This window comes from Ruegeria intermedia (assembly GCF_900129345.1).
Taxonomy (GTDB): Bacteria; Pseudomonadota; Alphaproteobacteria; order Rhodobacterales; family Rhodobacteraceae; genus Ruegeria; species Ruegeria intermedia.
The window spans coordinates 112,076-130,262 of sequence record NZ_FQVK01000004.1; the positions used below are offsets into that span (position 1 = coordinate 112,076).

General features: G+C 63.9%; 14 protein-coding genes. 10 read left to right on the plus strand and 4 right to left on the minus strand.

The genetic code is table 11. The annotated features are described in order from the left end of the window. Positions 1 to 41 precede the first annotated feature (41 nt). A complete protein-coding gene (locus F3H26_RS04535; RefSeq protein ID WP_149774880.1) occupies positions 42 to 1,313 on the plus strand; it encodes an MFS transporter in 1,272 nt (423 codons plus the stop codon). A 107-nt stretch (positions 1,314 to 1,420) separates the two neighbouring features. Continuing rightward, the gene (locus F3H26_RS04540) at positions 1,421 to 1,999 is read left to right on the plus strand and encodes a DUF924 family protein (protein ID WP_149774881.1); all 579 of its coding nucleotides are present in this window, start codon (positions 1,421 to 1,423) and stop codon (positions 1,997 to 1,999) included. Here the strand turns inward: F3H26_RS04540 and F3H26_RS04545 are convergent. After that, entirely contained in the window at positions 1,996 to 2,427 is a 432-nt protein-coding gene (locus F3H26_RS04545) for a hypothetical protein (RefSeq protein WP_149774882.1), read from the minus strand. The two genes, F3H26_RS04540 and F3H26_RS04545, sit on opposite strands and share 4 nt — an antisense overlap. A 213-nt stretch (positions 2,428 to 2,640) precedes the next feature. Here F3H26_RS04545 and lpdA point away from each other — a divergent pair, with 213 nt between their 5' ends. Further along, positions 2,641 to 4,035 carry a dihydrolipoyl dehydrogenase gene (lpdA, locus tag F3H26_RS04550; protein ID WP_149774883.1) on the plus strand — a complete coding sequence of 465 codons (1,395 nt, stop codon included), beginning with the start codon at positions 2,641 to 2,643 and terminating at the stop codon, positions 4,033 to 4,035. 161 nt (positions 4,036 to 4,196) lie between these two features. Here lpdA and F3H26_RS04555 read toward each other — a convergent pair whose 3' ends face one another. Further along, positions 4,197 to 5,582 (minus strand): dipeptidase, encoded by a 1,386-nt coding sequence (locus tag F3H26_RS04555; protein WP_149774884.1) that lies wholly within the window; start codon positions 5,580 to 5,582, stop codon positions 4,197 to 4,199. 326 nt (positions 5,583 to 5,908) lie between these two features. Between F3H26_RS04555 and hemA the strand changes: the two genes are divergently transcribed. The 3 genes from hemA (at position 5,909) to ispG (ending at position 9,668) form a co-directional block, all read left to right on the plus strand. Continuing rightward, positions 5,909 to 7,132 (plus strand): 5-aminolevulinate synthase, encoded by a 1,224-nt coding sequence (gene hemA, locus F3H26_RS04560; protein WP_149774885.1) that lies wholly within the window; start codon positions 5,909 to 5,911, stop codon positions 7,130 to 7,132. A gap of 130 nt (positions 7,133 to 7,262) precedes the next feature. Next, on the plus strand, positions 7,263 to 8,474 hold the full coding sequence (locus tag F3H26_RS04565) for a helix-turn-helix domain-containing protein (protein WP_149774886.1): 1,212 nt from the start codon (positions 7,263 to 7,265) through the stop codon (positions 8,472 to 8,474). 72 nt (positions 8,475 to 8,546) lie between these two features. Further along, positions 8,547 to 9,668, plus strand: coding sequence for a flavodoxin-dependent (E)-4-hydroxy-3-methylbut-2-enyl-diphosphate synthase (gene ispG / locus F3H26_RS04570; protein ID WP_149774887.1), 1,122 nt, complete (start codon positions 8,547 to 8,549; stop codon positions 9,666 to 9,668). Positions 9,669 to 9,742: 74 nt separating this feature from the next. On the opposite strand, the gene F3H26_RS04575 is transcribed toward ispG, so the two are convergent. Together F3H26_RS04575 and F3H26_RS04580 are read right to left on the minus strand one after the other, a co-directional pair. Continuing rightward, entirely contained in the window at positions 9,743 to 10,501 is a 759-nt protein-coding gene (locus F3H26_RS04575; RefSeq protein ID WP_149774888.1) for a DsbA family protein, read from the minus strand. After that, positions 10,498 to 11,880 carry a M48 family metalloprotease gene (locus F3H26_RS04580; protein WP_149774889.1) on the minus strand — a complete coding sequence of 461 codons (1,383 nt, stop codon included), beginning with the start codon at positions 11,878 to 11,880 and terminating at the stop codon, positions 10,498 to 10,500. The genes F3H26_RS04575 and F3H26_RS04580 overlap by 4 nt, the downstream gene beginning before the upstream one ends. Between F3H26_RS04580 and F3H26_RS04585 the strand changes: the two genes are divergently transcribed. The 4 genes from F3H26_RS04585 to prfB all read left to right on the plus strand — a co-directional run bounded on the left by F3H26_RS04585 (position 11,879) and on the right by prfB (position 18,148). Continuing rightward, the gene (locus F3H26_RS04585) at positions 11,879 to 13,042 is read left to right on the plus strand and encodes a pyridoxal phosphate-dependent aminotransferase (protein WP_149774890.1); all 1,164 of its coding nucleotides are present in this window, start codon (positions 11,879 to 11,881) and stop codon (positions 13,040 to 13,042) included. The two genes, F3H26_RS04580 and F3H26_RS04585, sit on opposite strands and share 2 nt — an antisense overlap. Positions 13,043 to 13,107: 65 nt before the next feature. Further along, complete coding sequence (locus F3H26_RS04590) at positions 13,108 to 14,328, plus strand: N-acetylmuramoyl-L-alanine amidase (protein ID WP_149774891.1); 1,221 nt, start codon at positions 13,108 to 13,110, stop codon at positions 14,326 to 14,328. Between the two features lie 95 nt (positions 14,329 to 14,423). Further along, a complete protein-coding gene (locus F3H26_RS04595) occupies positions 14,424 to 16,913 on the plus strand; it encodes a penicillin-binding protein 1A (RefSeq protein WP_149774892.1) in 2,490 nt (829 codons plus the stop codon). 107 nt (positions 16,914 to 17,020) lie between these two features. Next, positions 17,021 to 18,148, plus strand: a complete 1,128-nt coding sequence (gene prfB, locus F3H26_RS04600; protein ID WP_149774893.1) for a peptide chain release factor 2 — start codon at positions 17,021 to 17,023, stop codon at positions 18,146 to 18,148. The last annotated feature ends 39 nt before the right edge of the window (positions 18,149 to 18,187 follow it).

Consider the following 18,187-nt stretch of genomic DNA (forward strand, 5'->3'; position numbering starts at 1 on the left):
CTCTAACCAAACGTATTGTTTCGCGGATATTGGGGGCCGTCATGCTTCAGGTACTTGCCAGCGCATGGGCGCTTCTTCTTGGAATGGGCCTGCTGATGATCGGCAACGGCCTGCAGGGTACCCTGCTGGGCGTGCGGGGCGAGATCGAGGGCTTCTCGACCCTGCAGATGTCCTTTGTCATGTCGGCCTATTTCGTGGGCTTCCTTGGCGGCTCGCGCCTGGCCCCCGAGATGATCCGGCGGGTCGGGCATGTGCGGGTGTTCGCAGCGCTGGCCTCGTTCATCTCGGCGGTGATGATCATGTATCCGATGCTGACCGACCCGATCGCATGGTCGTTGGGGCGCGTGGTGATCGGCTTTTGTTTTTCCGGCGTGTACGTGACGGCCGAAAGCTGGCTGAACAATGCCGCCAGCAATGAAAACCGGGGGCAGGCGCTGTCGCTGTACATGATCGTCCAGATGATCGGCATCGTCAGCGCGCAGGCGCTGATGCTGGTGGGCGATCCGGCGGGGTACGAAACCTTCGTGATCGCCTCGATCCTGGTCTCGGTCTCGTTTGCGCCGATCCTGCTGTCGATCTCGCCGACGCCGGCCTTTGACACGACCAAGCCGATGACGCTGAAACAGTTGATGGAAACCTCGCCGCTGGGCTGCGTTGGCATGTTCCTGCTGGGGGGCGTCTTTTCGGCCCAGTTCGGCATGGCCGCGGTCTATGGCGCCCGCGCCGGGCTGACGCTGGTCGAGATTTCGACCTTCGTGGCAACCTTCTACATCGGCGCGTTGCTGTTGCAGTATCCGCTGGGGTGGTTCTCGGACCGGATGGACCGGCGGGTGCTGATCCTGTTGGTTTCGGTCGTCGGGGGGGCTGCGGCGCTGGTGGGCATGCTGTTCGGTATGACCTTCGCTGTGCTGCTGGCCGCCGCCTTCGTGATCGGAGGCATGTCGAACCCGCTCTATTCGCTGCTGATCGCCTATACCAACGACTATCTGGAATATGACGACATGGCTGCCGCATCCGGCGGGCTGGTGTTCATCAACGGCCTGGGGGCGATCACCGGTCCGCTGATCACCGGCTGGCTGATGGGCGAGGCGGTGTTCGGGCCGTCCGGGTATTTCCTGTTCATCGCCGCGCTGCTGTTCGCCATGGCCGCCTATGCGCTGTACCGGATGACCCAGCGGGCCTATGTGCCGGTGGACGAGACCGCCGCGCTTGCGCCGCTCTATCCCACCGCCTCGCCGGTCGCGCTGGAAGTTGCGCAGGAAATCGCCATCGAGGCCGCGCAGGATGACGAAGAGGCCGAAACTCAGGCCTGAGCGCCGGATTTGTGTCGCCGATGTTGCAATATGTTACTGTAACAATTCTGTAAAAGGCCCTTAAATGACCCTACGTCTCTTGGGGGAGAACACACGGAGTCATTGGGATGGTTGGTCCTGAAGAAGTACTGAGTTGTTGGTTGGATGAAGTCGGCCCCCAGGGGTGGTACCGTGAGGATGAGGCGCTGGATGCCCAGATCCGGGAAAAGTTCCTGACGACTTGGGAAGCGGCGTGCCAGGGGAAATTTTCGCTGTGGCTGACCTATCCCAGCGGGGCCTTGGCCTACATCATCCTGATGGACCAGTTTCCGCGCAACATGTTCCGGGGCAGCGCCCGGGCCTTCGCGTCCGACAGGGCGGCGCTGGCGGCGGCCAAATGCGCCATCGACAAGGGTTGGGACCTGAAGATCGACGAACCGGCGCGGCAGTTCTTCTACATGCCGCTGATGCATTCCGAGAACCTGTGCGACCAGGAACGCTGTGTGCGGCTGATGTGCGAGCGCATGCCCGAGCATGGCCGAGACAACCTGCTGCATGCCCGCGCGCATCGCGAGGTGATCCGGAAATTCGGGCGGTTCCCCTATCGCAACGCCGCGCTGTCGCGGGAAACGACGGCGCCCGAGGCCGCCTATGTCAGCAACGGCGGATACGGCGCCACGGTGCGCGAGTTGCAGGCGATCGCCTAGCTGTCCTGCGCCCCGCAGCCGCGCAGCGTCATCAGGCGCTGACTGGTGGTGTCGATGGCGGTCGAGACGGCCCGGTCGATCAACAGTTCCGGGGTTTCGGCAAGCTGTGTCAGGGTATCCTGTGCCCGGTCCAGGGCTGCCAGGCTCTGGTCGAGCCGGTCCAGCGTTCGCGCCAGCTTCTGTCCAGTGCCCACATCGGTACTGTCTGCGCGAACGGCCTCCAACTCGTCCCGCAACGCGTTCAAATCTGCCCTGATGGTGCGGGCCTCCTCCTGAAAGGGGCGCACGATCTGCAGATTCTGCTGGAACCGGTCCTGAATGTTTTCGACGCTCTGCGCCAGTTTCCAGCCGAGAAACAGGCACAGGGCCAGCAGGATCAGTGTCGCGTTCAGCAGGGCAAGCAGCAGATCCTTTAGTGTTCGGGCCATGGCCTGGGCCTCCTATGTCTCGGTCAAATACGTGTTGCCAATCGATTTGGTATCTTTTCTAGCCTTCAGCCCGGCGCTGCAATAGCCTTGACGGGCTGGGTTTTTGCTTTTGTGACCTTACGTCACCAATGTCGCAGGCAGCGATGTTGAAGCGCCCGCAGAAATAGTTTAGCACTAAACTAGTTTTCAATCGACCCGCGCCGAGAGGTAAACATGGCTGCAAAATCCTTTGATCTGATCGTAATCGGGGCTGGCCCCGGCGGCTATGTCGCTGCCATCCGCGCGGCCCAGCTGGGCCTGAAGACCGCAATCGTCGAGCGCGAACACCTGGGTGGCATCTGTCTGAACTGGGGCTGCATCCCGACCAAGGCGCTGCTGCGGTCGGCCGAGGTGTTCCACCTGATGGAGCGCGCCAAGGATTTCGGGCTGAGCGCCGAGAAGATCGGATATGACATCGACGCCGTGGTCAAGCGGTCGCGCGGTGTGGCCAAGCAACTGGCCGGTGGCGTCGGGCACCTTCTGAAGAAGAACAAGGTTACCGTGGTGATGGGTGAGGCGACCATCCCCGCACGCGGCAAGGTTTCGGTCAAGACCGACAAGGGAACCGAGGAGTTGGCCGCCGGCAACATCATCCTCGCCACCGGGGCCCGCGCGCGTGAGTTGCCGGGGCTCGAGGCCGACGGCGACCTGGTCTGGACCTACAAGCATGCGCTGCAGCCGCCTCGGATGCCCAAGAAGCTGCTGGTCATCGGCTCGGGCGCGATCGGGATCGAATTCGCAAGCTTCTTCAACGCTTTGGGTGCGTATACGACGGTGGTCGAGGTCATGGACCGCGTTCTGCCGGTCGAGGATGCCGAGATCAGCGCCTTCGCCAAAAAGGCGTTCATCAAGCAGGGCATGAAGATCATGGAAAAATCCATGGTCAAGCAGCTTGACCGCGGCAAGGGCAAGGTGACCGCCCATATCGAAACCGGCGGAAAGACCGAGAACCTCGAGTTTGACACGGTCATCTCTGCCGTCGGGATCGTCGGCAATGTCGAGAATCTGGGGCTCGAGGCGTTGGGTGTGAAGATCGACCGGACCCATGTCGTGACGGATGAATTCTGCCGTACCGGAGTCGACGGCCTGTATGCGATCGGCGATATCGCGGGGGCACCGTGGCTGGCGCACAAGGCAAGTCACGAGGGCGTCATGGTCGCGGAACTGATCGCCGGAAAGCATGCCCATCCCGTCAAACCCGAGAGCATCGCCGGGTGCACCTATTGCCACCCTCAGGTGGCATCGGTCGGCTACACCGAAGCCAAGGCCAAGGAGTTGGGCTATGAGGTCAAGGTCGGCCGTTTCCCCTTCACCGGCAACGGCAAGGCCATCGCGCTGGGAGAACCCGAGGGCATGATCAAGACAGTTTTTGATGCCAAGACGGGCGAGTTGTTGGGGGCGCACATGGTCGGTGCCGAGGTGACCGAACTCATCCAAGGCTATGTGGTGGGACGCCAGTTGGAAACCACGGAAGAAGACTTGATGAACACCGTCTTCCCGCACCCGACGCTGTCGGAAATGATGCACGAGGCCGTTCTGGATGCTTACGGACGCGCCATCCACTTCTAGCTGCAAATCGGAACATGGTGGAACGCGGAAGGGGGCTCTGCCCCCGCCGCGCTGCGCGCGGCTCCCCCGGGATATTTTGGGCCAGATGAAGTGCGGTGGTATTCTTCATCTGGCGTCAAATATCCCGGAGCGCGAGGCAGAGCCTCGCAAATTGCTTCGGCTCAGCGGGTTAAGGCGTCGAGGATGCGGGCCCACGAGCGGATGCCCTTGTGAAAGCTATTCACGTCATACTTTTCGTTGGGCGAGTGGATGGCGTCATCGTCGTTCGCGAATCCGACCAGCATCGAATCCAGCCCCAGAACGGAATTGAAATAACCCACGACCGGGATCGAGCCGCCCATGCCGGTGAAAACGGCCTCGCGGTTCCATTCATCTGAAAGGGCGCTGCGGGCGGCTTCGAATTCCGGCCGGTCCAGGTTCATTACTGAGGCGGGGGAGCCTTCGAGGTCATTGTCCCAAACGACCTTGGCGTCGGGCGACAGGCGGTCTTCGACGTGTTTGCGAATCTTGTCCCGCAGTTTGTCGGGGTCCATGTCGCCGACCAGTCGGCAGGTGATCTTGCAATGGGCTTCGCTGGGTATCACCGTTTTCGATCCCGCCCCGTTGTAGCCGCCCCACAGCCCGTTGATTTCCAGAGTCGGCCGTGCCCATTGCTGCTCGAGAGTGGAATAGCCCTTTTCGCCGTGCGGTTGCGTGTAGCCGACCGAATTGAGGTACTCGGCCTCGTCAAAGCCGCAATTCTCCCATTGGCGCAGCTGGTCGGCGGGAACCTCGTGCACGCCTTCGTAGAAGCCGTCGACTGCAACGCGGCCGGTTTCCTCGTCGTAGAACGAGGCGACGATCCGAGCGATTTCGCGCAGCGGATTCAGGCCGGGGCCGCCGTAGTGGCCCGAGTGCAGGTCGATGCGCGGGCCGATGATCGTGAATTCATCCTTGAGCATGCCGCGCAGCTGCGAGGCGATCGAGGGTACGCCGCGCGACACCATCGACGTGTCGCAGACCAGCGCCAGATCGGCCTTCAACTCGTTTTTGTTGGCCTCGAGGAACGGGACCAGCGAGGGCGACCCAGACTCTTCTTCACCTTCGAAGAAAAAGGTGATCCGGCAGGGCAGTTTGCCATGCACGGCCTTCCATGCACGGCAGGCCTCGACGAAGGTCATCAGCTGGCCCTTGTCGTCCGAGGCGCCGCGCCCGCGGATCACCTGGCCGTGCTCGGTTTCTTCCAGCGCCGGGTCGAACGGGTCGCGGTTCCACAGGTTCAGCGGGTCGACCGGCTGAACGTCATAGTGCCCGTAGAACAGCAGGTGCGGCGCGTCGGCATCATCGCCGACATGACCCACGACCATCGGGTGGCCCGGCGTGGTGCGCTTTTCCGCCTCGATGCCGATGCTCTGCAGATCGGCAACCAGCCAGTCCGCAGCCTTGTCAACGCTTTCCTTGTAGGCCGGATCGGTCGAGATGGACGGGATCCGAAGAAATTCCATCAACCGGTCGATCGAGGCGGAAAGATCAGCGTCGATCTTGCTCAGAACATCGTCAAGCGACATCGGGGGCTCCTGAATGGTTTCGAATTTGCGCCGAACCTATCAGCGTCAGCGGCGCCGTCCAGCCCAAGCCGCCGGGAAACGGCGAACAATATCGGAAACACGCGGGCATCTGGGGCGCCCTGCCTGCGTCGTTTCCTCGCGCTTGATGGCGTCGAGTTTACTTGTCGCGGCGGGTCCGAGAGGATAATTGATGCAAATCAAAGTTGCGACGGGGCCCCGCGCTCTAGGCAGGGGCAGGAAACAAATAGCGGACGTTGCCTGAAAATCGGGTATTATGGCATGGAGGAAACGCCCGGCCGCGCGAAAGGGTCATGAAGGAGGGTCCTTTGGACTATACAGCTCAGCTCGATACGGCGATTGCCAGGCTGCATGAAGAGGGACGTTACCGGACCTTCATCGATATCGAACGTCGCAACGGACAGTTCCCGCATGCCGTACGCACGCGCCCCGACGGGTCGCAGCAGGACATCACGGTCTGGTGCGGCAACGATTATCTGGGCATGGGTCAGCACCCTGTCGTGTTGCAGGCGATGCACGAAGCGATCGACGCAACCGGTGCCGGATCGGGCGGGACCCGCAACATCTCGGGCACGACCGTCTATCACAAGCAGCTCGAGGCGGAGCTGGCCGATCTGCACGGCAAGGAGGCGGCGCTGCTGTTCACCAGCGCCTATATCGCCAACGACGCCACGCTCAGCACGTTGCCCAAGCTGTTTCCGGGGCTGATCATCTATTCCGACGAGCTGAACCATGCCTCGATGATCGAGGGCGTGCGCCGCAACGGGGGCGCCAAGCGCATCTTCCGTCACAATGACGTGGCCCATCTGCGCGAGTTGCTGCAGGCCGACGATCCGGCAGCGCCCAAGCTGATCGCCTTTGAATCGGTCTATTCGATGGATGGCGATTTCGGCCCGATCGAGGAAATCTGCAACCTGGCCGACGAGTTCGGCGCGCTGACCTATATCGACGAGGTGCATGCCGTGGGCATGTACGGCCCGCGCGGCGGCGGCGTGACCGAGCGGGACCGGCTGGCGCATCGGATCGACATCATCAACGGCACCCTGGCCAAGGCCTATGGCGTGATGGGGGGCTATATCGCGGCCAGCGCGAAAATGTGCGACGCCGTGCGCTCTTACGCGCCGGGTTTCATCTTTACCACGTCGCTGCCGCCGGCGGTCGCCGCGGGCGCCGCAGCCTCGGTCGCCTTCCTCAAGCGTGCGCCCGAACTGCGCGAGCAGCATCAGACCCAGGCCAAGATCCTGAAGCTGCGCCTGAAGGGGCTGGGCCTGCCGCTGATCGATCACGGCAGCCACATCGTGCCGGTGATCGTGGGCGACCCGGTGCACACCAAAAAGCTCAGCGACATGCTGCTGGAAAGCTACGGCATCTATGTCCAGCCGATCAATTTCCCGACCGTCCCGCGCGGGACCGAGCGTCTGCGCTTTACCCCGTCGCCCGTTCATGGGCCGGACGAAATGAACCGTCTGGTTCAGGCGATGGACGAACTTTGGTCACATTGTGCGCTAAATCGCGCCGAACTTGCCGGGTAGTCTCTGTCTGACATGTGCAACATGTTTGACGCGTGTTAAGCTTTCGCTAACAAAAGAAAACGGACGATTCGTTGTGGGGATGATTCGCCGTTTGCGTGTAACACGCGGCAGGCAGTTTGGGGCAGCAGGGATGATTGGGCGCAGGACACAGCGCAATTCCGAGCAAGACGTGGAAGTCAGGCCAAAAGGGTTTGACGACTATGAGGTGCGCCTGGGCGATGTCATGCGCGGCGAGCGGGCGACCAAGGGCAAGTCTCTGCTGGATGTCCAGCGCGAACTGCGGATCAAGGCCAATTACATCGCCGCCATCGAAAACGCCGACCCCGATGCGTTCGACACACCCGGCTTCATCGCCGGGTATGTGCGTTCATACGCCCGGTATCTGGGCATGGACCCGGATGAAACCTTTGAAACCTTCTGCAAGGAAAGCGGGTTTTCGGTGGCGCATGGCATGTCGGCCCAGGCCTCGGTGGTCAAGAAGGGCGGTGGTGATTTGCCGGCGCGCGGACCGATGGGGCGCGATCCGTTCATTTCGCCGAACACGCCTTATCTTCCGGGCCGCGAGTCCGTCCTCAGCCAGATTGAACCCCGGGCGATCGGGTCTTCGCTGGTCCTGCTGGCGCTGATCGGCGGCATCGGCTATGGCGGCTGGTCGGTTCTCAACAAGATCCAGCAGGTGCAGGTCGCCCCGGTCGAACAGGCGCCGATGGTACTGGCCGATCTCGATCCGTTGGCAGCGATCCGGTCCGACACCGACGAGGACCTCGACGGCTTGGAAACCCCCGGTGCCGAGGCGCTGGATCGTCTGTATCGGCCGCAGGCGCTGGACGTGCCGGTTCTGGTGGCGCGCGACGCACCGATCTCGACGCTCGATCCGCGCACCGTCGGGACCTTCCGCCCGCCGGAATTGCCCGAGGTGGCCATGGCCGAGGTGCACACCGTCGAGCGCACACCTCTGCCGCAGGTTGTCGAAAAGGTGGACACCGCGCTTAGGATCGTGGCGGTCGAACCTGCCTGGATGCGGGTCACCGCGGCCGATGGCAGCGTGATCTTCGAGGGCACGCTGGGCACGGTCGAAAACGGCAACGTCTTCGAGGTGCCGCTGACCGAAGAGCCCCCGCAACTGCGCGCCGGGGCATCGGGCAGCGTGTATTTCTCGATGGACGGCCAGCATTACGGCCCGGTCGGCAAGCCCGGAACCGTGGCCAAGGGCGTGATCCTGTCCAAGGACGCGGTTGCCGAAAACTATGCCGTTGCCGATCTTGCGTCCGAGGACAACAGCGCGCTGCGGCGTCTGGTGGCCGAGCTTCAGACCCAGGCCACCGAAACCCCGGACGAGTGATCTTGGCATTGCGGCGGGCTTGCCCCCGGACTATCTAGAGGCCAGACCCCAGGCTGACGCGGATCCGTTTTCATGTCTCTGAACCACGTGCGCCCCTGGCGCGACATCTATCGCCGCAAATCCCGCCAGATCATGGTTGGAAACGTTCCGGTGGGCGGCGACGCGCCGATTGCCGTTCAGACCATGACCAACACGCTGACGACCGATGTCGCCGCGACCGTGGCGCAGGTGCAGGCGGCGGCCGAGGCCGGGGCGGATATCGTGCGCGTTTCGGTCCCGGACGAGGCGTCGTCGAAGGCGCTGAAAGAGATCGTGCGCGAAAGCCCGGTGCCGATCGTGGCCGACATCCATTTCCACTATCGCCGCGGCATCGAGGCCGCCGAGGCCGGTGCCGCCTGCCTGCGCATCAATCCGGGCAACATCGGTGACGAAAAGCGCGTGAAAGAGGTCATCAAGGCCGCGCGCGACCACAACTGCTCGATCCGCATCGGCGTGAACGCGGGCAGTCTGGAAAAGCACCTGCTGGAGAAATACGGCGAGCCGTGCCCCGAGGCGATGGTGGAAAGCGGGCTGGAACATATCCGTATCCTGCAGGACAACGATTTCCACGAATTCAAGATCAGCGTGAAGGCCAGCGACGTGTTCCTGTCGGCCGCCGCCTACCAGGGCATCGCCGAGGCCACCGACGCCCCGATCCATCTGGGCATCACCGAGGCCGGTGGTCTGGTCAGCGGCACGATCAAATCGGCCATCGGGCTGGGCAACCTGCTGTGGATGGGGATCGGCGATACGATCCGCGTCAGCCTGTCCGCCGATCCGGTCGAAGAGGTGAAGGTCGGGTTCGAGATCCTCAAATCGCTGGGCCTGCGCCATCGAGGCGTGAACATCATCTCGTGCCCGTCCTGCGCGCGGCAGGGGTTCGACGTGATCAAGACGGTCGAGACGTTGGAAAAGAGGCTGGAACACATCAAGACGCCCATGAGCCTGTCGATCATCGGCTGCGTCGTGAACGGCCCCGGCGAGGCGCTGATGACCGATGTCGGTTTTACCGGCGGGGGCGCGGGCTCGGGCATGGTTTACCTGGCAGGCAAGGCCAGCCACAAGATGTCGAACGAACAGATGATCGACCACATCGTCGAGCAGGTGGAAAAGAAGGCGGCCGAGCTGGACGCCGCCGCCGAGGCGGCTGAATAGAAACAGAAAAAGCCGCAGCGCTTGGCTGCGGCTTTCCTCTGCCGTGAAGTATCCGGTCTCGACCTTCTGGCTGACTACCCCTGTTCGGCGCGCACGGCGTCGGCGATCTGCTGCATCTGATCGGCCTTCAGATAGCCGCGCAGCATTTCCGTACCCAGCACGAAGCTGGGCGTGCCCGAAATTTTCAGCCGTTGCGCCAGTTCGCGGGTCTGGGCGATTTCCTCGGTCACCGCGTCGCTGTCCATTGCGGCGACGATCGCATCGCCGTCCAGCCCCAGCCCGTCGGCAATGCGGCGCAGGGCCACCTCGGTCACGTCGCCGCCGAATTCCATCAGCGCGTCATGCACCTGTTTGTAGGCGTCGTCGCCGGCCACATGCTTGGTCGCGATCGCAAAACGCGACGACATTACCGAGGCGTCGCCCAGGATCGGGAACTCTTTGATGACAAAGCGGATGTTGCCATCCTGCGCGAGCAGGGCGTCGACCTCGGGCACCGCGCGGCGGCAATAGCCGCAGCGATAGTCCATGAACTCGACCAGAGTGATGTCGCCGTCCGGGTTGCCGCCCACCCAGCTGTAGCCGTCATCGAACAGCGCCTCGGCATTGGCCGCGACCAGGTCCTTGTCTGCGGCGGCTTCGGCCGCGGCGTTGCGCTGCTCCAGAATGTTGACCGCCTCGATGATGACCTCGGGGTTTTCCAGCAGATATTCGCGCACGGCCGCGCCGAACTCGGCCTTTTCGTCGGGGCTCATGGCGCTCAGGTCCAGCGCCTGCGCCGGGCCGGATATCAGGGAAAGCCCCAGAAGGGCAGGTGCGGCGTGTCTGAGGATCATTTCCGTTTCCTTTTCGATTTCTCAGCGCGTTCTGCGGCAATCAGCACATCCTGTGCCCGTTGCCAACCCGGTGAGCCTTCGGGCAACTGCCCGACGGCGCGTCTTGCGTGGATGCCCGCATCGGCCAGCCGGCCTTGCAGGGCATAGCGTTCGGCGGTGACGGTCGCGGCCATGCCGGGTTGCCCCAGCTTGGCATAGGCCACCCCCAGATCCTGCATCAGCCGCAGGTTTCGATAGTCGCGGGCGCGTGCCTTTTCAAGCACTTGGAGGGCGTCCTTCATGCGTCCTTCGGCCAGCAGCGCGCGCCCGTACCCGGCCATGATCAGCGCATCGCGCGGCGCCAGTTCCATCGCTTTGGCATAGGCGTCGACCGCTTGCGCAAACCGGCGATTTTCCAGCAGGATCTGACCTTTCAACTCGTAATAGAACGGATCCTCGGGCCGGATCGCCAAGGCTCCGTCGATGGCCGACAGGGCCGCGCCCAGATTGCGGTTCTGGTGATGGGCGGCGGCTTCGCGCATCAGGCGGATGTCCCGGGCGCTTTCTTCCCTGGCGCGGCGCAGGGTCCAGCTGGGCGAGCGCAGGAAGGCCGACAGTTTGCCCTTGACCCGCGCGAACCAATAGTCGGCGTTCGGGTCGGGTTTGGCGCGGTCGCCGAATTCATCCAGAAAGGCCTCGGCGGCGCGCAGGCGCTCGCGGCTGGTGGGGTGCGACCGCATGTAGGGGTCCTGATTGGCCTCGCTCAGCAATTCCTGGCCGGCGAATTTCCGGTGCAGGGCGACCATGCCGCTGGGCGAGATCTCGGCCCAGCGCAGGTATCCGGCCGCGCTGCGGTCGGCCGAGGCCTCTTCGGCGCGGGTGTGGCCCAGAAAGCTGCGCAGCGCCGAGGCGGATGTTCCGGCTGCGATCCCGGCTGCGGCCTCGCCGCCCCCGGCGGCCGCGGCGATCATGGCCAGCGCGGTTCCGAACCCGGCGGCCCGCTGGGCGGCGCGCAGGTTCTCGGCCCGCCGGGCCAGATGCCCGTTGGCGATATGCGCGGCCTCGTGCGCGATCACGGCCTGCAGCATCTCGGGGCTGTCGACGCTCAGGATCAGCCCGTGGTTCACATAGATCGTGTTGTAGTCGATCACGAAAGCGTTGAACGTATCGTCCTTGACCACCAGAACGCGCACGCGGTTGGTGTTCAGTCCCGCCGCGCGCAGGATCGGAAAGGCCAGTTCGCGCAGCCCGTGTTCGATATCGGGGTCGCGGATCAGGCTTTGCGCGTGGCTTTGTGCGGCGGCCGCGATCCACAGCGCCGCCGCCAGCAGAAATGCCGGGATTGACGCCAGCCGGGATCCGCGTTCAAAAGCCATGGTCGCAACATGGGAGATGGGCATGCGAAACTCAACCCGGTCGGGCGTTGATCCCTTCATCGTGATGGACGTGATGGAGGCCGCGCGCCGCGCCGAAGAGGCCGGGCGCCACATCATTCACATGGAGGTCGGCCAGCCCGGAACCGGCGCCCCGCAAGGCGCGTTGGATGCGCTTGCCCACGCGATGCGACAAGGCCCGCTGGGCTATACCGTTGCGCTGGGTCTGCCTGCGCTGCGGCAACGCATCGCCCGGATGTATGGCGAGTGGTACGACGTTGATCTGAACCCCGAACGGGTGGTCATCACGCCCGGATCCTCGGGCGGATTCCTGCTGGCCTTCACCGCGCTGTTCGACAGCGGCGACCGGGTGGGGATCGGCGCGCCGGGCTATCCGTCCTATCGGCAGATCCTGCGGGCGCTGGGTCTGGTGCCGGTCGATCTGCCGACCGCACCGGAAAACCGCCTGCAACCCGTGCCACGGGACTTTGACGGGCTCGACCTGCAGGGGCTGATGGTGGCCTCGCCGGCAAACCCGACCGGAACCATGCTGGACCACGCCGCCATGGGCGCGCTGATCGAGGCCGCACAGGCGCAGGGGGCCTCGTTCATCAGCGACGAGATTTATCACGGGTTGGAATACGAGGCCAAGGCGGTCACTGCGCTGGAACTGACCGACGAGTGCTATGTCATCAACTCGTTCTCCAAGTATTTCTCGATGACCGGCTGGCGGGTCGGCTGGATGGTTGTGCCCGAGAATCAGGTTCGCGTGGTCGAGCGCATCGCCCAGAACATGTTCATCTGCGCGCCTCATGCCAGCCAGGTCGCCGCGCTGGCCGCGATGGATTGCGAGGACGAGTTGCAGGGCAACCTGGCCGTCTATCGCCGCAACCGCGACCTGATGCTGAAGGGCCTGCCCGAGGCCGGGTTCACCAACATCGCGCCGCCGGACGGGGCGTTCTATGTCTATGCCGATGTCTCGGACCTGACCGACGACAGCCGCGCCTTTGCCGCCGAGATCCTGGACACGGCCGGCGTCGCCGTGACGCCGGGGCTGGATTTCGACCCGATGCGCGGCCATACGACCCTGCGCTTTTCCTACGCCCGGTCGACCGAGGACATCGAGCAGGGCCTGGAACGGCTGCGCAGCTTCATGGCGGATCGCCAGGCCGCGCAGAAGTCGGCCTGAGGCGTTCACAAACCGGCCGCGCTGCGATAGGCTGCTGACACACGATCTCGGGAAAACTTGAGGCCATGAGCAGGATCCTTCTCGCACTCGCCCTGATCTGGGCGCTGACCGGCGCGGCATGGGCGCAGGACTTCAACGCCCTGGCGCGCGTGCTGCCCGAGCAGAGCCGGATCATCGACGATGACGGCGCGGGCGTGCAGGTCCAGCTGGGGCTGAGCCAGGGCGTGCCCTATCGCATCTTCACCCTTCAGGATCCGTACCGGATGGTGATCGACTTCAAGGAAGTCGACTGGAGCGGGTTGAACCGCGAGGCCTTCCTGCAGACTCGGCGCATCAGCGCGGTTCGGTTCGGGGCCTATGTGCCCGGCTGGTCGCGTCTGGTGCTGGAACTGGGGGCGCCGCTGGCGGTGGACCGGGCCGCGATGCGGGTCGATCCGGCCTCGGGCGCGGCGGTGTTGATCCTGAACCTGAAAGGCACCGATTTCGAAAGCTTCGCCGCAAACGCGGGCGCGCCGCAAACCCCCGGATGGGATCTGCCGCCCCCGGCCGACGTGCCGGCGCAGCGCGGCACGGATGACCGACGGGCGCTGCGGGTGATGCTTGACCCGGGCCATGGCGGCATCGACCCCGGCGCCGAGGCGGGCGGAACCAACGAAAAGACCCTGATGCTGACCTTTGCCCGCGAACTGCGCGAGGAACTGCTGCGCGCGGGCGGGTTCGAAGTGGTCCTGACGCGGGCCGACGATCATTTCGTCTCGCTGGAACGGCGGATCGCGCTGGCGCATCGCGCCGCGGCCGATGTTTTCATCTCGCTGCATGCCGACGCGCTGTCCGAGGGGCAGGCCCACGGCGCCACGATCTATGTCTTGTCCAACGAGGCCTCGGACGTGGCCAGCCGCAAACTGGCCGAGCGGCACGACCGCGACGACCTGATCGCCGGCGTCGATCTGAGCGGCTCGGACGACCAGATCGCCGACGTTCTGCTGGACATGGCCCGGCAAGAGACCCAACCCCGCACCGAGGCGCTGGCCCAGAGCCTGGCCAACGGCATGGCGCAGCAGGGCGGGCCAATGAACCGCCGCCCCGTCCGCCGGGCCTCGTTTTCGGTGCTCAAGTCCGCCGACATTCCGTCGGTTCTGATCGAACTGGGGTTCCTGTCCAGCCCCAGAGACCTGAAAAACCTGAAAAATCCCGAATGGCGATCGACCATGGCGCGTGGCATCCTTCAGGGGCTTCAGGCCTGGCGGCAGCAGGATCTGGCCCGCCGCGGCCTGATTGGGCAGTGACCCTGCGGCGCAAAACGGCTAGTATCGGCGCGGGTGCTTTGACCCTTGTGTGCAGCGGCACTATATAGGCGGCACCGCGAACAAAAGGCAGCAACGTGATCCGGTTCATTCTTTCGATTTTCGGGGCGATCTTCAGCCTCGTGACGCTTGGTATCTTCATGGCGGCGCTGGTGATCGGCGCGGTGTTCTGGATGTACGGCCGCGACCTGCCCAGCCACGAGTCGCTGGCCCAGTACAAGCCGCCCACCATCAGCCGCATCTATTCGGGCGAAGGCCACCTGATCGACGAATTCGCCCAGGAACGCCGCCTGTTCACCCCGTCCGAGGAAATCCCGGACCTGGTCAAGCAGGCCTTCATTTCGGCCGAGGACAAAAACTTCTACACCCATCAGGGCTATGACCCGCGCGGCATCATCGCCGCCGCGATCGAGGCGGTGAAGTCCAAGGGCGAAAACGTGCGCGGGGCCTCGACCATCACCCAGCAGGTGATGAAGAACTTCCTTCTGTCGGGCGATCGCCGGGCCGAGCGCAAGATCAAGGAAATCATCCTGGCCACCCGCCTGGAAGAGACGCTGGACAAGGAACAGATCCTCGAACTTTATCTCAACGAGATCTTCCTGGGTCAGAACTCCTATGGCGTGACCGCTGCCGCGCAGACCTATTTCAACAAGACCTTGCAGGAACTGGCCCCGCACGAGGCGGCGACCCTGGCGGCCATGCCCAAGGCGCCGTCGGATTATCACCCGGTGCGGCAGAAGGATCGCCTGCTGGCGCGGCGCAACTATGTGCTGCGCGAGATGTACCAGAACGGCTACATCGACAAGGCGACCTATGAGACCGAGGTGGCGCAACCGCTGCGCTCGGTCCAGAACGGCGATTTCGAAAGCTTCCGCACCGCGCTGCCGCCGCGCGACTATTTCACCGACGAGATCCGCCGCCAGCTGAGCGAGGATTTCGGCGAGGGCGAATTCTTTACCGGCGGTTTCACCGTACGCGCCACGGTGGACGAAGAGATGCAGGTCGAAGCCGCACGCGCCCTGCGCGAGGCGTTGCAGAAATACGACCGGTCGCGCGGGAAATGGCGCGGAACCGGCCTGACCATCCCCGAGGAGAAACTGGCCGACGAGGCACAATGGCGCGCAGAGCTGGCCAAATTGGAGGTTCCGCGCGACGTGGTGCTTCCCACGCCGTGGTATCCGGCGGTGGTGCTGGACGTTGCCGACCAGCAACTGACCGTGGGGGTCGAAAACGGGCCGGCCGACGGCATCATCCCGCGCAGCGACATCAAGTGGATGCAGGGCGATTTCCATGCCAATTTCAAGCGCGGCGACGTGATCCTCGTGGTGGCCGCCGAAGACGGCCAGTGGTCGGCCCGCCAGATCCCCGAGGTTCAGGGCGGTTTCGTCGCGATGGACGTGAACTCGGGCCGCGTTCTGGCGATGCAGGGCGGGTTCTCGTACCAGGATTCGGTGTTCAACCGCGCCACCCAGGCGCTGCGCCAGCCCGGTTCGGCCTTCAAGCCCTTCGTCTATGCCGCCGCCCTCGACAGTGGCTACAGCCCGGCGACCATCGTGGTGGATGCGCCGATCGAGGTGAACACGCCGCAGGGCCTGTGGCGGCCCAAGAACTCGACCAACAAATTCTACGGCCCTACGCCGCTGCGCACCGGGATCGAGCAGTCGCGGAACCTGATGACCATTCGTCTGGCGCAAGAGGTCTCGATGCCCGTGGTCGCGGGTTATGCGGAACGGTTCGGCGTGTACGACAACATGGGGCCGTACCTGGCCAACGCGCTGGGGGCCGAGGAGACGACGCTCTACAAGATGGTTGCGGCCTATGCGATGTTCGCCAACGGTGGCGAGCGGGTCAAACCCACGCTGGTCGACCGGATCCAGGACCGGTTCGGCAAGACGATCTATCGGCATGATGACCGGCAATGCCTGGATTGCAATTCCAGCTGGCTGGAACCTGACGCGGCCCCCACCATCGTGGATGACCGCGAACAGGTGATGGACCCGATTACCGCCTATCAGCTGACCTCGATGATGAAGGGCGTGGTGGAACGGGGCACCGCATCCCGCGTGGTCAATCTGCCGGTGCCGACCGCCGGCAAGACCGGCACCACCAACGAGTCCAAGGACGCGTGGTTCATCGGCTTCACCTCGAACATCGTCGCCGGCTGCTATATCGGCTATGACCGTCCGCGCCCGATGGGGCGGGGGGCCTATGGCGGCACGCTTTGCGGGCCGGTCTTCCAGAGCTTCATGGAAAAGGCGGTCGCGAAATACGGCGGCGGCCCGTTCGAAGTGCCTCCGGGCGGCCATTTCATCAAGATCGACCGGTTCAGCGGCGCGCGGCTGCCGGATGATGCGACGGGCGATTACGTCGTGGCCGAATACTTCCGCGATGGTGTCGATGGGTTCATCGACCGCGTGTATGATGGCGGTTTCGCGATGGGGTCCGACCTGCCTCTGTTCGAGGAGGTCACGAGCGGAGGCCGCCAGGTTCAGACTTCGACCGGCGAAACGGTCATCGTGGGGCCGAAGGCCAGCCAGGGCGACCTGCAGGGCGGCGGACTGTACTGATCTGCCGCCGAGCGCGGGAAAGCTGTGCAAACCCGCGCGGGTCATCTTGTGGTGGCCTGAACCTCTTGCTATCACGCAGGCCTGATTGAGCAAGTTGGGACCTGACCATGCGCGCCGAAATCCAGAACATCGTGGCCGAGATCCAAAAATCGCTGGAGCTGCTGGCCCAGCGTATGGACTATGAAACCGCGCCGCACCGGCTGGAGGAGTTCAACGCCCGCGTCGAGGACCCCAACCTGTGGGACAACCCCGAAAACGCGCAGAAGCTGATGCGTGAACGGCAGGTTCTGGTCGATGCCATCGAGACCTACGAGTCGATCAAGACCGATCTGAACGACAACATCGAACTGATCGAACTGGGCGAGATGGAGGGCGATGAAGAGGTCGTCAAGGATGCCGAAGAGACCCTGAAGAAGCTGCGCGACAAGGCGGCCGAAAAAGAGCTCGAGGCGCTGCTGGACGGCGAGGCCGACGCCAATGACACCTTCCTTGAAATCAACGCGGGCGCCGGGGGCACCGAAAGCTGCGACTGGGCCTCGATGCTTGCGCGGATGTATGTCCGCTGGGCCGAGAAGAAGGGCTACAAGGTCGAGCTGCAGTCGGAAACCCCGGGCGAAGAGGCGGGGATCAAGTCGGCGGCCTACAAGATCTCGGGGCACAACGCCTATGGCTGGCTGAAATCCGAAAGTGGCGTGCACCGGCTGGTGCGCATCTCGCCCTATGACTCGGCGGCCAAGCGGCACACGTCGTTCAGCTCGGTCTGGGTCTATCCGGTGGTGGATGACAATATCGAGATCGAAGTGAACCCGGCCGATATCCGTGTCGATACCTACCGGTCCTCGGGGGCGGGCGGTCAGCACGTCAACACCACCGACTCGGCGGTGCGGATCACCCACATCCCGACCGGCATCGTGGTGACCAGCTCGGAAAAATCGCAGCACCAGAACCGCGACATCGCCATGAAGGCGCTGAAATCGCGCCTGTACCAGATGGAACTGGACCGCAGAAACGCCGAGATCAACGCTGCGCACGAAGCCAAGGGCGATGCCGGCTGGGGCAACCAGATCCGGTCCTATGTCCTGCAGCCCTATCAGATGGTCAAGGACCTGCGCACGGGTTACGAGACCTCGGACACCAAGGGCGTGCTGGACGGTGATCTGGACGGGTTCATGGCGGCCACTCTGGCGATGAACGTATCGGGCAAGAGCCGGGCCGAGGCGCAGTCGGACGACTGATCGCGCGGCGCCGGCAATAGATACATCCAAAACACCGGG